The following is a 15,598-nucleotide window of genomic DNA, read 5'->3' on the forward strand; positions in this document are numbered from 1 at the left end:
CAATATATTTAGTACAGCAAAAAAAAGTTGCTCCAATCTGCTATTTTATATCTGGCTGTTAATAAAACTAAACCAACTCCCCAGACTCCATTTAACATCGTCTCTTTATCAATTGTATATATTTCTTGTGAGTTCTGTCTTTCTTTTGGAAATAATATATCCCCTTCGATAGACAATTGAATTTCTATATTTCTCAGTAGCTCAGTCTGCCAATACTCAATCTTATATTGGAGCGATTCATTGTTCTCCATCTCATTCAATTTATATAAAATATAATAAATACCAGACAAACCATGGCAAAATCCGGTATCAAAAAATGAATAATCACTAAAATGTACAAGTCCTGATTCACTAATACTGCGCTGAAGAATTAAACTCAGCATATTATAATATTTTTCTAATACCAATTTGTTTCCCGAGATTTTCCCATAATACAAGATAGCATATGCAATACCTAAATCTCCATAACACCATGCAAGACGCGAATGACATGTAAGCTCTTTAGATAAGGGAAAACCAGCTCCAAATGAACTAATAGACGGAATAGTATTTTCAAAAAAAAGAAAACTATTAAATATTCCATTCAATAGTATATCTATATATTCATTTTTAAATTCCAGTGCTTTTAATCTTGTCAAAAAGACAAATATACCAGGCAGGCCGTGTGCTAATCCGAGGTTAATGTTTCTACTCTCTAATTCATACCAAAAAATCCTTCCATCAATCTCTTCTCTACAATTATATAGTTTTTCAATAAGACTGTTAATTAATTCAGCAAAAACATTAAATCTCCCTGAATCCAATAAGTATTGAACTTTTCCAATACTACCGTATAACAAGTCAAAATTAAGATCATTTATATTTAATCTTAAAGATTGAAGTAAAAGAGATTCTATATCGTCAAGTAATTCTTCTGTATCAATAATCCCACATTTTTTTATATAAGCTAAAACATATCCGGTTCCATCAAAACCTTCCAATATACCGGTTTGAAATTCATAGCTTGAAAATACATCGATAAAATTATCCAATAATTCTCGGGCTATTACTTTATACTTTTCTTCCTTAGAGTAAGTATATTTTGTAGCAAAATACAACAATGCTCCAAGATCATTTTCAATTACCGGTTTAGACATTTTAAGTGCATTTAAATAAAATGCATCTTCAATTTTAAATAATATTTTTTCTATAGAATCCATACAAAAGAAAGCTGGAAGTTTTTATACTTCCAGCAGTTTAATTAACAACTTGTACTTACAGTAGAGGCTGAAATATCAACCCTTCCGGAATTGCAGCAATCTTTTCCTCTATCAGAGCCTCTTTTACAGCTTGCAATACTTATTGCTTCCTGCTGCCCACCATTTATCATTCTCATTTCTGCCTTATTTAAGGCTGTAACTGTTTTCTTGTTTAATTGTAACTTTTTCATTTTAATAACAATTTGTATCTACCTACTCTTTGAAGGATTTTCGGCTATCTCCTGTTTCATACTTGGTTCTGGAATACTTACCGTCGTAATATCTGTATAAAAGATCGTAGATTACCCACTCGTGTAATCGCTGCTTATTTTTAAACAGTCTATTACAGTGCATATGCAGTAGACTATCGATAAGATAGTCTACTCTTCTTCTGCCATCTTTTTCTTTCTCTTTTATTTTAATTACAGCGTTTTGGCTGTTCTTTCTGTGCTCCTTAAATAATTTATCGAAAAAAACATCCCGGTTTTCTAAACAAAGGAATATTTGTTCTTTGTTTGTTCTGTATTTTTGACTTAAGGACTGATTAATATTTTTGTTAGTCTGAAATTCAGACGCAAAACCATTTTTCAAAATTTCAATAAGCTCTCTTTTTTCCTTTAAATTATATTCACAGTCATTCAGAAATTCATCGATAAACTTCATACCAAATAGCCATCGTTGATCTGTGTTACTAAATTTCTTTATAAGCGATAAATTAAATTTGCTATTTGCATAAAAAAGAGTTTCACAATCTTCTATAGTTTCAAGTCCATATCTTTCTATTTCTCTTTTATAAGTATCTATCTGTATTTTATGAATGAAATGATTAGAAACATAGTATTTTAATTTTTCATGGATTATTTTTGCTATCTCCGAAATATTATTGGTCGTTGTAAGATTAAATCTGATTCTTATATGACTATCCGGATCATAATACCTTATATAAAACCATTTACTGATATAACCTTTTTTCAGAAAAATATCTGCAATTGGTTTTATGACCTCTAACAGAACTTTATCACTTGTATCTTCACCAAGATAAATTTTATAATACAGCCATTCACTTCCAAAATAGTAGTTCCTATTTACCTTATTTTCTGACATCGCTATTTGCTTTAAAGTTTTTATAAAATGAAAAAATAATTTCGTTAGTAAATTTATCCTCTCCTCTGTTTACTAAAGTCTTGTTATCATCAAATAAAAATTCTTTCAATTTTGCAAAGCCACTACTTTTTATAGTTTCGAGTATAATTTCACAATCAAGAATATTCTCCAAATTCATTAATAATAAATTATCTCCTCCGGTAGAAAGTAAAACTTTTCCAGGTATATTGAACTCATTCAAATATTTCTGAAACTTTTGAACATTTTCTACATCAAAAACATCCTGTTTCAATAAAGTCCATTCAGCTAAAGAAAAAATCATATTTTTATAAGATACCCTTGGCAGATATCTGTTCTCAGCTAAAATGTCTGGCCATTTAAAGCTCAGCGAACGTCTTGTATTCTGATTTTGCAAGTCACATAAAAAATTATAGATGGGAAGAGCATTAAAAGAATAATTATGAGCATTTGACAAAATGGGCTTTATTCTTTTATTTAACCTTTTAGATCTTAGCAATAGTTCATTATCATGAACAGAAATATATAAATCTGAAATACCTATTTGATTCTCCAGCGGTAATTCGCTTTTAGCTAAATAAGGAATTTCGTATTCCCTTGTAGAATATCGATGTGTTATGTTTCCTGTTCTGGATTCTGGTAAATGAACAATTTCAGCAAGAATTTTATCCTGATTAAGTTCTTCTTCTTTATGATAAATTTCACTTATAAAATCATCTATCCCTGAGTCCAAATAGCTAAACCGTCCTATTAACCTGGATGCTGATGATCCACCTGCAAATTCTAAATGTATTAAACTGCTACTTAAATCTTTTTCTGAACTTAAAATATTGGTCATTACCGAAAAAGTATCCGGCAGATTATTCCAGTTTTCTGGCAAATTGGTAAGATCGCCATCTTCGAATTCAAGTACATGAAATCCTTTCTGTAAAACTTCTTGATATTTCCTTATGATAATATCATCAATATTTTTTGACAAATAACTACTGTTAACAATAAAAGATGGAATACTAACGGGAATATCATCAATTAAACCCGAAATAATGTTTCCATTTTTTATGTGACCATAACCAATTCCCAATTCCGGATCCAAAGCAATAGCCAACGGGATTTCGGCAGTCTCATATCTTTCATAGAAGGATTTTTTAAAATCTGTTAAATTTTTATTTTCCTCGAATGTGGTCATTCGGTTTAGGACTCTTATTCCATCATAAATCAAATCGCTTATCTCAGAATTTAAACTATTTTTAATATAATTGATTTTCAAATCTTTCTGAATTAAAAACCTGGAAGATTTACCTTTTTTTTCTAATAGGATTTCACTTAACTCTAAATGTTTTGCTACATTGCCTGGATAGATATCTTCATCAAGTTTTTTTAATTTTGAAGAAACATCAGTAAGAAAAAGATCTAATGCTATATCAGTGGAGTTTAAATCTCTTCTTATTTTTTCAAAATAATCCGTTCCTGTTAAGTTTGGCATTAAATTACTCACCAGAATCTGGCTGTCGATAAGTTCATTAATAAAATTCTCTGCATCCTCTATGTTTATATCTTTTCCGATAATAAGATTTATTAACTGGTCCATTTTCAATCCAGTTTCAGCAGATTTCAAAATCTTATTTAGATATACCGAATTATTAACGGAAACTGTAAAATGATTTCTCTTAAAATTAATGTACTTGTATTCAACATATCTCAGTTCATTTCCAACTTTATAAATTGAATTATTTGGATAATACAATAAGTTTTTCCGCAATTCCTTCTGGGCTTCGATATCATTTACCATTGAACACAAATAGTTCATATCAATGCGAGTCACTTTTTTATGTCTTGAACTATTGCCCAATTGAATTATTGTCTCCGATTCTTTAATGTCACCAATGGCACATCCGCTGAATGTACCAAAGGGAGTGCACCTAGCTCCCATTCTGATAATATATTTAGATAAAGAAAGCATCAGATTTTTAGGAAGGTCCAAAGCATCATCATTTATATATTTCAACATTACCTGGTGTAAATCTGGCGATGCAATATATAAAGCCTCTGAAACATCTTCCCTACGACACAAATCCTTAATTTTCTTATCATTCAGATTATCAATTTCTCCTAAAGACAAAAATGGTGTTCTTAGAATAAACCTGTCAAATACTCTATAGTGTTTTTTATTTTTCAAGAGATCAAATTATTTTTGGCTAAGTATCCAGTTAATTATATATTTTTCTGCTTCATCATTTATTTTGTACATACTTTGATCTGGTACCCCCAATTCCTGATTGTTTAAATAATGATTTAACCCATCAAAAACTTTCATTTGAATATTGTTATTTTTAAATGATTTTAACAACTCTACATTACCTACAGGATCTACATTTCTGTCTTCTGAACCAATAACGTAAAGCATTGGCAGAGAAATGTTTTTATAAAAAGGTCGGGAATCTATTCTTAGTATATCCATATAGACCGGCAAACTGATATACCATCCAAATTGTTTTTCTTTGAAGCCTGATTCTTTCATAGATTTAATAATGATCTTTTTTAAATCAGGATTACTAAGCGAACTATGTTGTCCAACAATTTTGTCGATACTGTCTATAGCAGCATATTTAGTGTTTTCATCGGGATACTGAAGATTTCTTTCTTGTTTATTGACTCCTGTTTTTATCTGATATTTAAAAATTGCTCCTCGGGGGAAAATAGGAACAGCCCATTGTAAGAGATAGTCAACAGTGGCACCTTTTTCTAGAGCTCCGACAGAAATCATTCCGCCTTCACTGTGTCCTAACAATATAATTTTCTTGTTTTTTAAGATTGCTGTTTGCTTCAGACTTTTGATTAAGAAATACAAATCCCAAGATTTGCTTGTTATACCATTTCGAACATTACTGAATACACCTTCTGACTCGCCAAGCCCCCTTTCATCATATCTAAAAACAGCTAGATTATTCTTTAGTAAACCCTCCGCTAAAATAAAATGATTGTTTCTTGTATCCTTGCCAGAACCAGGCACTATCACAACCACTTTTTCAAAGCTGTTTTTAGGAGTAATTAAACTACCTCGAAGAATAAAATTTTCATTTTCCTGAATAGCGGAAATATCATAATGGTTGTAGTTCTGCTGATTTTCCAACTCTTTTTCATATTGCAACGATTCTTGGGAATAACTCATTACTGAAAGACAGAAAAAAAAAATAAAATGTTTAATCATTATATATATTATTTAAAACAAAAAATATTAAGAAAAGATCATTTCTCCTTTACCCCAAAAAAAATCAAAAGTAAAAAGCAAGGTTATCATTTCAGAAAGCAAAACTATACCCATGTATTATTTCTTACAAATTATATTACTCGAAATTCCTGAATTCAGAACCAAAATTCTGGAATTTCAATACAAAAAAAACATAAACAACTAATTACAAACAAGATAAGATTTAATAAAAAAAGCTATTAATTTGCTTATATAGTAATGAGAAATGTATTTTTGTTAAATAAATTAAGACAAAACAATGCATTACTTCAGAAATCGAAAAAAAATAATCCTATACTTGCTGTTACCTTTTTTTTTGACTGCTCAAAAATCTGTAAAAGACAATCTCACAGATTTATCCTATGATGATTTACATAATTTATATTTCACTAACGTAAATAATCCTAAAGTGCAGATTTTGTACACTGATGCGTATATGAAGAAGGCAGTAAAGGAAAACAATAATATTCGAAGAGCTAAAGCAAATTACCAAATTGCACTTTTATACTACAAGTCAGACACAAACAAAGCGATCCAGTATCTTGACAGTGTCATCAAATATTCTAAGGGTAGTAATGATAAATACTTTCCTGCCGCTGCTTATTGCGAAAAAGCCGATTTTCTTAAAACTCAGTTTAATTTTAAAGATGCAATGCTTAATTATAACCTTGCTGAAAAGGCCGCATTGCTGACCAATATTGACTATTATTATGTAGTACGAGATTATATAGCGGTTACCAAATCTGAAGATTTAGGGGAATATATTGAAGCATTAAATATATACAAAGAATGTTATGTGTATTATCAAGACAAAGATACAAGAAGCTCAAACTATGCCGGAGAGTATGTAAATGTCATTTTTGGATTGGCCGACTGCTATAAGTCTTTAAAAAAGACAGACTCCACTTCATACTATAATAAACTGGGTTACAGGGAATCTAAAGCAACTAATAATGAAGAATATAAAAATCTTTTTATTCTAAATGAAGGAGCAAACCAAGTACTAAAAAGGAATTATGTTGCGGCACTGGATAGTATTAACAAGGCATTGCCAAAAATGATTGAATATAACAATACAGGAAATGTGCTGGCTGCTTATTTTTATTTAGGTAAAACATATGAGGGATTAGGTAAAAAAGCAATAGCAGCAGAAAATTTTATACGTGTAGATTCTATCTACAAAGTGACAAAGGAAATCAGCACAGAGTTTATGGATGGATATCCCTATTTAATCAGTTATTATAAAAATTTAGGAGACAAGGAAAAACAGTTAAAATATATAACAACCTATATGTCCATCGACAGTACATTACATAAAAATTATCGTGAATTAAATAAATTAGTGTATCATGAATATGATACACCACACTTAATTTCTGAAAAAGAAAATCTTATTAATTCTCTTAATAAAAATAAGGTTAAAACATATTGGGGCATGGGATTTTTATTCTTAACCGTTATTGTTTTAGGGAGTTTTGCATTGCATCAGTATCGAACTAAAAAACAATACAGATCAAGATTTGAAAAAATAATAAAAGAAACAAACCGAAATGACAATTATCAAGTCAACAAAGAAAACGAAACCGGAACTGATCCTGATAAAATTGGGGATATTGGCATTGGGGAAGAATTAATCAATCAGATTTTAGAAAAGCTCAATCGCTTTGAAAACGACAAAGAATATCTGAGGCCTAATATTACAGTACAAATTTTATCTTCAACGTTTGAAACTAATACAAAATATGTGTCTAAAATAGTTAATATATACAAGGAAAAATCATTTATTCAGTATATAAATGATTTACGAGTTGATCATGCTATTGGTCAATTACAAGAAAACAATAAACTAAGAAAGTATACTGTTCAGGCACTTGCATTAGAGTTCGGTTTTAATAACGCGGAATCATTTTCAACCGCTTTTTATAAAAAAACAGGTATAAAGCCAACTTATTTCATTAAAGAGTTAGATTCATCAACAAATCAACAAAACGACTACAAACCAACCATTTAACAAAAAACAAAGAACCCGAAATTCCTGAATTCCGATAACCACAATAAGTTATTTTATAAATCCCCACATCTCAGGTTATATATTTGCGAAATAATAATTTAAATTTATAAAAATGAAAGCGAAAAAAGTAAACAGAGAAGCTAATAAATTTTCTTTAGAAAAGTTTGAAGTGGCTAAATTAAAAAACCTGCGTTTAATTACTGGTGGAGGAATAGAACAAGATGACCCACCAATTGATGATACTAAAAGTAATGGCAAGGGTTCTTCAAATCAATGCAATAAGTAAAAATATTTCTTCCCCAGATACAGCTCTCTAAAAAGTATCTATATTTGCCCAAAAAATGAAGTTAATAAATCTTTCTTTTTTCTTTTTAATAATGCTTGCAGGATGTAAGTCTCACAAAGACCTATTTAATCCTGAGAAGATTATCACTAAAAATGATCTTTCCGCAAACTCATTGAAAACTTGGTATCAGAAAGATTACATTACTGATACAATTCCGGGAATTTCACTGGACAAGTGGTATAATCTAAATAAAAAGAAACCTAAAAACAATGGAATTATTTTAGCAGTAATTGACACTCAAATCGATATAAACCACGAGGACTTACAAGGACAATTATGGACTAACACCAAAGAAATACCTTATAATGGCATTGATGATGACCATAATGGTTATATTGATGATATAAACGGATGGAATTTTATCGGAACCAGAAGCGGCGGATACACCGTTTGGAACAGATATGAATATGTCCGTATTGCAGAAAAATGGGGAGCATTATTTAAGGATAAAACAGAATCTCAAATAAATGCCAAAGATGTTTACAAATATAAAGAGTATCAAAGAGCTTTAAAAATACTTGGAGAAAAAGCACCTTATTATAAAAGATGGCTCAAATCCCTTAATTACAGAGTTGCCGTTTATCCATTAGCAAAAGATACTTTAAAATATTTTTTCCCAAAAGAAGATTACACATATAAGCAGCTGGATAGCTTGTATAAAAAGTATAAAGTTAATGACAAAGAATTTTGGCAGAGACGCGATGATGGAGATAAAGATTTAGGGGCCTTAATTAGCTGCATGATGATCAATTTGGATCTAAATCAAAAAAAGTTAGAACAAATAAAAGATCACCAAATACAACTGGATTCGACGGTAAACAAAAACTTAAATTTAGACTACAATGAACGCTTACTAATTGGCGATAATCCTGATAACTTAGAAAAAGGTTATGGTAACAATAATGTAAGCAATAATAAAGGAGGACATAGATCACTGCAATACCATTGTACAAAAATGGCAGGAATTATTGGAGCCAATAGAGAGAATAACGTCGGCATAAAAGGAATTCTCCAAAACGTTAGAATTATGCCCTTGAGCATTTCTTCACCAGGGGATGTAAATGATAAAGACATTGCCATGGCCATACGTTACGCTGTAGATAATGGGGCAAAGGTTATCAATATGTCTTTTGGGAAAGAGTTTTCTATGCACCAAGAATGGATAACAGAGGCATTTAAATACGCTGAAGAGCATAATGTTTTATTAATTCATTGTGCAGGAAATGACAGTGTCGATATAGATAAAGAGCCATTTTATCCAAATGATACTAATTTTGAAAATTTTGAGGAAAAATGCTCAAATTTCATCAATGTAGGATCGGTGACCCATAAATTAGACAGTAGTTTTGTCTCTGATTTCTCCAATTATGGCAAACAAAATGTTGATTTGTTTGCCCCCGGCGACCAAATATACACTATCACTGCAAAGAGTGGTTATACATTCGATTCCGGCACATCGATGTCCGTACCAATGGTGTCAGGAACAGCTGCATTGATCTGGTCCTATTATCCAAATCTTACCGCTGCCCAGGTTAAACGAATTATTATGGACTCTGGAACAGCTTATGACTTAGAGGTCATAGTCCCAGGCACGAAAGATAAAAAAGTTCCTTTCTCAGAATTATCAAAATCGGGAAAAGTTCTAAATGTTTATAATGCTATGCAGCTTGCCAAAAAAATCAATAAAAATAAAAAATAGATCTAAGATCATACTTAAAAAGTTAAAGTCAGCAATGAAACCTACCCTATTTTTTATTGTCTTTGTTTTCTTATCCGTCGGATGTAAAAGCAAAAAGAATTTAAATTCTTCTATAATATCTTCTCCAAAAAAGGAACTTTCTGCCAAAGAAATGCAAACATGGTATCAGAAAGATATCCTTTTAGATGGGATACCCGGCATATCATTGGACAAATGGTATGCATCGAATAAAAAGAAACCGCAAAGTAAAGACATCATTGTAGCAGTAATCGATACGCAAATTGATCTGAATCATGAAGATTTACGGGGACAATTTTGGACAAACAGCAAAGAAATTCCAAACAACGGAATCGATGATGATAAAAACGGGTACATAGATGATATAAACGGCTGGAATTTTAAAGGAAATAAGAATGGAGACTATCTTGTTTGGGGTAATTATGATTACGCACGCTTAGTGCGGGAATGGGAACCATTATTCAAAGACAAAACGGAACCTCAAATCGATTCTGATAACTTACATAAATACAAAGAGTACAATAGGGCTTTAACAAAGCTAGAAGACGAAAATAAATACTATAAGAATTGGCTAAAATCTTTAGACCATAATGTTGTTATTTTTCCACTAGTAAAAGATACTTTAAAATATTTTTTCCCTAAAGAAGACTATACATACAATCAGTTGGATAGTCTGTATAAAAAATACAAAATAAATGATAAAAGATATCGACAAAGACGGGATGATAACGATAAAGATCTGGGAGCATTAATCAGTTATATGATGATCAGTCTTGAAGTTGACCAGAAAACTTTAAAAGATGTAATAGACCAACAGACCTATCTCGATTCTGTAGTGAATAAAAACATAAATAAAAATTTCAATGATCGTATATTAATAGGTGACAATCCCAATGTTTTAGAAAAAGGTTATGGCAATAACATTTTAAATAATAAAGTAGAATATCAATCTATACAGGATCATTCAACTAAAGTGACAGGAGTTATTGCAGCCAACAGAGAAAATAACATCGGTATTAAAGGGATTGCGCAAAATGTGAAGATTATGCCCTTAAACATTATCCCTGTAGGAGACGAACAGGATAAAGACGTTGCCATGGCAATATTTTATGCTGTAGATAATGGAGCAAAAATAATTAATATGTCTTTTGGAAAAGAGTTTTCTTTGCATAAAGAATGGGTCGAAGAAGCATTTAAATATGCTGAAGAACATGATGTTCTTCTTGTTCATTGTTCTGGAAACAATGGATTTGACATTGATAAAAACCCATTTTATCCAAATGACAGTGATTTTGAAAATTATAATGAGAAAAATTCCAATTTTCTCAATGTTGGATCTATCACGCATAGACTGGACAGTACTTTTGTTTCCGATTTTTCCAATTACGGAAAACATAATGTAGACATCTTTGCTCCAGGAGATGAAATATATTCTACAAGTACAGAAAATAGCCATTATAAATTTGATTCCGGCACTTCATTTTCAGGGCCAATGGTATCGGGAACCGCAGCTATAATCTGGTCTTATTACCCTAATCTTACCGCAAAAGAAGTCAAACAAATTATTATGGATTCAGGGACTAGTTATTCAATAGACGTAATATTACCGGGAACTGAAGACAAAAAAGTTACGTTTACAGAATTATCTAAATCTGGAAAAGTCCTAAATGTTTACAATGCCATGAGGCTTTCCAAAAAGGTCAGCAAGAAAAAGAAATGAAAACAGAGTTTAAAATTTCATCTTTCCCACAATTTGTATTAAGAACCCCTATACTGTCAATATCTTTCTATCTTAATCTTTCTAAAAAATATGATAAGGAAAAGGTAATTGGTATATACAATAAGTCACTAATTAAAGAGGCTCTTAACCTGGCCTCGCCAGAGTTTGTTCAGGAGCTTGATAAATGGGCTGGCAATTATGATGGTTTACAGGATCAAAATAGAACAACAGCAGAATTTGCTTTACTCAGATACATTGCGAGAATGTCTTCAAGATGCACGCCTTTTGGGCTGTTTGCCGGATGTTCTGTTGGGAAAATTGATACTGAAACCAATATAATATTAGATTTTCCCGAAAAACACAAACGGTTTACTCAGTTTGATATGCAATTCTGGGTAGCATTATTGTTAAATATTGCTAAACGAGAAACAGCAATTCCTTACTTAAAATATTACCCTAATTCTTCTATTTATGAATTTGGTGATTTTTACAGATACATTGAATACAAATACAGAAAAACTAAACGTGAACATAGTATTACATCTTTACGAAAATCTGAAGCATTGAAAGAAATAATATTAAAAGCGAAATCAGGCTTAACTTTAAATGAAATGATTTCTATTTTAGTAAACGATGATTCTGAAAAAGAAGAAGCCTGTGAGTTTATAATGCACCTTATAACCTTCCAGTTTTTAGTAAGCGAAATAGAAGCCACTGTAACAAGTAATAATGAACTAGAAAGAGTTTTATCTATTTTAAAAAACATTCCAGATTTAAAAAAAGAGTATCAATTTTTAAAAAACATAAATAAACAAATTTTAGATCTGGACACTTCTTTAATTCCATCTGAAAGCCAATACAAAAAAATCAAAGAAAATATCCTGAAAGAAGAATTTGAATATGATGAAAAATATCTTTTTCAAACCGATTTAACTACAGCCACCCTATCAAATAGTTTAAATGCAAATATTACAAAAAAAGTAACTAAAGGGCTTTGTTTTTTAAATGGCATACAGCCTAAAAACGATTCCAGTAATCTTAAGGCATTTATTAAAGTATTCTCTAAAAGATATGAATCTCAAGAAATGCCGCTAATGACAATTTTAGATACAGAATCTGGATTGGGTTATCCGATAAAACATGACATGAATGATTCGCACGAAATACTGGAGGCTTTCTCTTTTAAACAAAAAAAAGATAAAAACGAAAATCAAGTGTGGACTTCCTATGATTTTATTTTAGAGAAAAAACTTCAGGAATGTCTTTCGAAAAATCAAATAAAAATAGAATTATCAGAAAGCGATTTTCCTAATTTCGATGCTAATTTTGATTATTCTCCCGTCACATTTTCAACACTAATTGAAATTTACAATAACGAAAAATTAGCCATTGAATCTTCAGGAAATATCAGCGCCGCAAAATTTTTGGGGCGATTTTGCAATGGGAATTCTGAGATTCATAAGCTAACCCAAGAGATTATTGAAAAAGAACAAAACTATCACCATGATAAAATTTTAGCTGAAATTGTTCATATTCCACAATCCAGAACGGGGAATATTTTACGAAGACCTGTTTTAAGAAATTATGAAATTGCCTATTTGGCAAATTCAGGTGTTGAAAAGAAAAACACTATAGATTTAAATGATTTATTCGTGTCCATTAGAAATGATAAAATTATACTACGTTCTAAAAAACATGATAAAGAAGTTATTCCTTGCCTTTCAAACGCTCATAATTTTTATAATAATTCTTTACCAGTATATCATTTTTTATGCGATTTACAGGCACAGAACACAAAGCCAATATTTAGTTTTAATTGGGGAATTTTAGAATCTCATTATAATTACTTCCCGAGGGTTGAATACCGCGAAATTATACTTTCAAAAGCGAAATGGATTATTACTAAAGAAGAAGTTAACTCCTTTTTAAAATTAAACGGCAAAGATTTGTCTGAAGCATTCTTAAATTGGAGAATCAGCAAAGACATTCCGCACCTTGTTAATTGGGTTAATTCTGACAATACCTTGTTATTAGATTTTCAAACAGAAACTGGAATTCAATTGTTTTTAAAGTCAGTTAGAAATAGAGACAAAATTGTTTTGGAAGAATTTCTATTTACGGAAGAATCTATTGTAAAAAACATTTCTGGAGAAGGCTTTAGCAATCAATTTATAGTATCATTTTTTAAACATCAATCATAAATGCAGAGATTTTTTTGCTTGGGAAGTGAATGGCTGTATTATAAAATTTATACAGGAGTTCAAACAACTGATTTGGTTTTGCTTGAAAAACTATATCCTGTTATTTTACAATTAAAAAAGAAAAAAATCATCCAAAAATGGTTCTTCATTCGATATCAGGATACTGACACGCATTTTAGGATTCGATTTCTAGTCGAAAACAGAAAGGATTTAGCAAAAGTAATTCAAATGCTTTATCGTCCTATAAATGATTTAATCCAAGAGAATTTGGCGTGGAAAATTCAAACTGATACTTATAAAAGGGAATTGGAAAGATACGGTGAAACCACCATTGAAGATTCTGAATTTTTGTTTTGGAAGGATAGCGAGTTGGTGATTCAATATCTTTCGCTAAAAAAAACATTTACAAAAAAAGAAATGGAACTGTTGTTCAGTTTCTGTTCTATTGATTCTTTTTTAAACTCCTTTTCGTTATCGATTTTAGATAAGTACAATTTAATGGATAGTTTGCAGCAATCTTTTAAAGAAGAATTTGGGGCAGATAAAATATTAAAAAAAGAACTTGATAAAAAATACAGAGAACTAAAGGACGAACTTGGATGCTTTTTAAGAGGAGAAACCAAAAAAGATTTTCCTGATTTTTTTGAAATCATTGAAGAAAAACAAAATCAAATCGCAGAAAAAATATTAGAAACAAAAAACGCAATTCAAATCTCTATTTACGATTTTTTAGCAAGTCATATTCACATGATGATTAACAGACAATATACTTCTAAACAAAGAATGTATGAGCTTATTATCTATGATCATCTATACAGATATTATAAAACTTTAAAGTATGAAAAAAAGAATTCTCTTAAGTTAACACTGTAGCACATATTCTAAAATTCACAAGCTGCTCATCCTTTTTAAATCATCATAAAAGCGGTTCGAGAATTGTCCAGTTAGGCTACTAAAATTAACCGGTATCTCTGGGCGAGAAAAGGACTCAAACCAGAACATTGCAAACCACATTAAATGCTATGGAACTGAAAATAATTCAACCATTCTTCCCTTCAAATCAACATTACTTTCCAACCAACCACACTCTCGCCGGCCAAAATCAAACTAAAAAATCTACAAGAATTAAAATTATCTAAAAAAGAAGAAACCCCACTAACTAACTAACTAACTAACTAACTAACTAACTAACTATTAAAGAAAGAAGGACATGTTTTTTGCATCAACCTGCAGTCAAAACGAAAACCGGACATTGCAAAACGTCCGGTCGTCCTTCTTTACGTATCAAGTGCCTTGTCGCAAGATCTGTTTTTGCTTTTGAACCTGTGGAAGCTTGAACACTGCAAACGGCAAGCTGATCAACGAGCCTTGATTATATCCTTGTTCCTATACACTGGTAAACAGGATCCTGCCAGCCGCTGCCTATATTACATTGCCCTCCACATCGGTCGTACGCGGCCGGTGCAGTTCATGCCACCTCCTCTCAAAGGATCGGATATTGGCCATGTCCTTACCCACCAGATCCGCCAGTTTCCTGACCTCTTTTTCAAAACTGCTTTCAGAACCTACATTGCCTAATTTGTATTCCGGAGAAAACATCATATGGAACAGCGGCGGTCCCTTGTAGTCATCGTTCCTCAGACGCATGCTTGTGGAATCGTGCGGCGGAAGATGGAAGTTGATCCCTTCGCAGTCCCCCAGTTGATCCAACGATTCCAACTTTTCACCTAGCTGGAAGATATTCAGGTTTATCTTGATCCATTTGTCGCCCTTCACCATCGTGGCATTGACAAGGTGCAGCTCACCGTTATCTGCCAGCCTGCAGAGCTCGTAGGAATAGCCTCGTATATTTGTATCATACTGCCCGAACCACGAGCTTTTGAATGGGGACTTCACGTAACCGTTCCTCTCCAGTCCCGGAATTCCATACTCCTTGAAAATAGCATTCCTGGCATCCAGGAGCTCCTTGTCCGATTTTTTAAAACTTGTACTCATA

Annotated in this window: 12 protein-coding genes; 6 read left to right on the forward strand and 6 right to left on the reverse strand. The window is 31.4% G+C overall.

All coding sequences use genetic code 11. The features are described from left to right. Window positions 1-8 precede the first annotated feature (8 nt). From HYN56_RS19785 to HYN56_RS19805, 5 genes are read right to left on the reverse strand one after another with little or no spacing between them, the layout of a single operon-like run. Window positions 9-1,199 (reverse strand): lanthionine synthetase LanC family protein, encoded by a 1,191-nt coding sequence (locus HYN56_RS19785; protein ID WP_109193762.1) that lies wholly within the window; start codon window positions 1,197-1,199, stop codon window positions 9-11. Window positions 1,200-1,240: 41 nt separating this feature from the next. Then, a complete protein-coding gene (locus HYN56_RS19790; protein WP_109193763.1) occupies window positions 1,241-1,429 on the reverse strand; it encodes a class I lanthipeptide in 189 nt (62 codons plus the stop codon). 22 nt (window positions 1,430-1,451) lie between these two features. Next, window positions 1,452-2,342 carry a thiopeptide-type bacteriocin biosynthesis protein gene (locus HYN56_RS19795; protein ID WP_109193764.1) on the reverse strand — a complete coding sequence of 297 codons (891 nt, stop codon included), beginning with the start codon at window positions 2,340-2,342 and terminating at the stop codon, window positions 1,452-1,454. Further along, entirely contained in the window at window positions 2,329-4,536 is a 2,208-nt protein-coding gene (locus HYN56_RS19800) for a lantibiotic dehydratase family protein (RefSeq protein WP_109193765.1), read from the reverse strand. Before HYN56_RS19800 ends, HYN56_RS19795 begins: the two co-directional genes overlap by 14 nt. A gap of 9 nt (window positions 4,537-4,545) precedes the next feature. Beyond that, complete coding sequence (locus HYN56_RS19805; RefSeq protein ID WP_109193766.1) at window positions 4,546-5,568, reverse strand: alpha/beta hydrolase; 1,023 nt, start codon at window positions 5,566-5,568, stop codon at window positions 4,546-4,548. Between the two features lie 298 nt (window positions 5,569-5,866). Here HYN56_RS19805 and HYN56_RS19810 point away from each other — a divergent pair, with 298 nt between their 5' ends. The 6 genes from HYN56_RS19810 (at window position 5,867) to HYN56_RS19830 (ending at window position 14,475) form a co-directional block, all read left to right on the forward strand. After that, the gene (locus HYN56_RS19810) at window positions 5,867-7,618 is read left to right on the forward strand and encodes a helix-turn-helix domain-containing protein (RefSeq protein ID WP_109193767.1); all 1,752 of its coding nucleotides are present in this window, start codon (window positions 5,867-5,869) and stop codon (window positions 7,616-7,618) included. A gap of 112 nt (window positions 7,619-7,730) precedes the next feature. Continuing rightward, on the forward strand, window positions 7,731-7,904 hold the full coding sequence (locus HYN56_RS25110; RefSeq protein ID WP_167398333.1) for a hypothetical protein: 174 nt from the start codon (window positions 7,731-7,733) through the stop codon (window positions 7,902-7,904). Window positions 7,905-7,959: 55 nt separating this feature from the next. After that, window positions 7,960-9,663 carry a S8 family peptidase gene (locus HYN56_RS19815; protein WP_109193768.1) on the forward strand — a complete coding sequence of 568 codons (1,704 nt, stop codon included), beginning with the start codon at window positions 7,960-7,962 and terminating at the stop codon, window positions 9,661-9,663. 34 nt (window positions 9,664-9,697) lie between these two features. After that, complete coding sequence (locus tag HYN56_RS19820) at window positions 9,698-11,401, forward strand: S8 family peptidase (RefSeq protein ID WP_167398334.1); 1,704 nt, start codon at window positions 9,698-9,700, stop codon at window positions 11,399-11,401. Next, window positions 11,398-13,602 (forward strand): lantibiotic dehydratase family protein, encoded by a 2,205-nt coding sequence (locus HYN56_RS19825; protein WP_109193770.1) that lies wholly within the window; start codon window positions 11,398-11,400, stop codon window positions 13,600-13,602. Before HYN56_RS19820 ends, HYN56_RS19825 begins: the two co-directional genes overlap by 4 nt. Then, window positions 13,603-14,475, forward strand: a complete 873-nt coding sequence (locus HYN56_RS19830; protein ID WP_109193771.1) for a thiopeptide-type bacteriocin biosynthesis protein — start codon at window positions 13,603-13,605, stop codon at window positions 14,473-14,475. A 549-nt stretch (window positions 14,476-15,024) separates the two neighbouring features. Here the strand turns inward: HYN56_RS19830 and HYN56_RS19835 are convergent. Further along, window positions 15,025-15,597: a hypothetical protein gene (locus HYN56_RS19835; RefSeq protein ID WP_109193772.1), complete on the reverse strand. Its 573-nt coding sequence runs from the start codon at window positions 15,595-15,597 to the stop codon at window positions 15,025-15,027. Window position 15,598 lies beyond the last annotated feature (1 nt).

Source organism: Flavobacterium crocinum (assembly GCF_003122385.1).
Lineage (GTDB): Bacteria > Bacteroidota > Bacteroidia > Flavobacteriales > Flavobacteriaceae > Flavobacterium > Flavobacterium crocinum.

Excerpts from the sequence above, each read along its gene's own strand:
- HYN56_RS19785 (WP_109193762.1), bottom strand. The coding sequence starts at position 1,199 with ATGGATTCTATAGAAAAAATATTATTTAAAATTGAAGATGCATTTTAT.
- HYN56_RS19790 (WP_109193763.1), bottom strand. The coding sequence starts at position 1,429 with ATGAAAAAGTTACAATTAAACAAGAAAACAGTTACAGCCTTAAATAAG.
- HYN56_RS19795 (WP_109193764.1), bottom strand. The coding sequence starts at position 2,342 with ATGTCAGAAAATAAGGTAAATAGGAACTACTATTTTGGAAGTGAATGG.
- HYN56_RS19805 (WP_109193766.1), bottom strand. The coding sequence starts at position 5,568 with ATGATTAAACATTTTATTTTTTTTTTCTGTCTTTCAGTAATGAGTTAT.
- HYN56_RS19810 (WP_109193767.1), top strand. The coding sequence starts at position 5,867 with ATGCATTACTTCAGAAATCGAAAAAAAATAATCCTATACTTGCTGTTA.
- HYN56_RS25110 (WP_167398333.1), top strand. The coding sequence starts at position 7,731 with ATGAAAGCGAAAAAAGTAAACAGAGAAGCTAATAAATTTTCTTTAGAA.
- HYN56_RS19815 (WP_109193768.1), top strand. The coding sequence starts at position 7,960 with ATGAAGTTAATAAATCTTTCTTTTTTCTTTTTAATAATGCTTGCAGGA.
- HYN56_RS19820 (WP_167398334.1), top strand. The coding sequence starts at position 9,698 with ATGAAACCTACCCTATTTTTTATTGTCTTTGTTTTCTTATCCGTCGGA.
- HYN56_RS19825 (WP_109193770.1), top strand. The coding sequence starts at position 11,398 with ATGAAAACAGAGTTTAAAATTTCATCTTTCCCACAATTTGTATTAAGA.
- HYN56_RS19830 (WP_109193771.1), top strand. The coding sequence starts at position 13,603 with ATGCAGAGATTTTTTTGCTTGGGAAGTGAATGGCTGTATTATAAAATT.
- HYN56_RS19835 (WP_109193772.1), bottom strand. The coding sequence starts at position 15,597 with ATGAGTACAAGTTTTAAAAAATCGGACAAGGAGCTCCTGGATGCCAGG.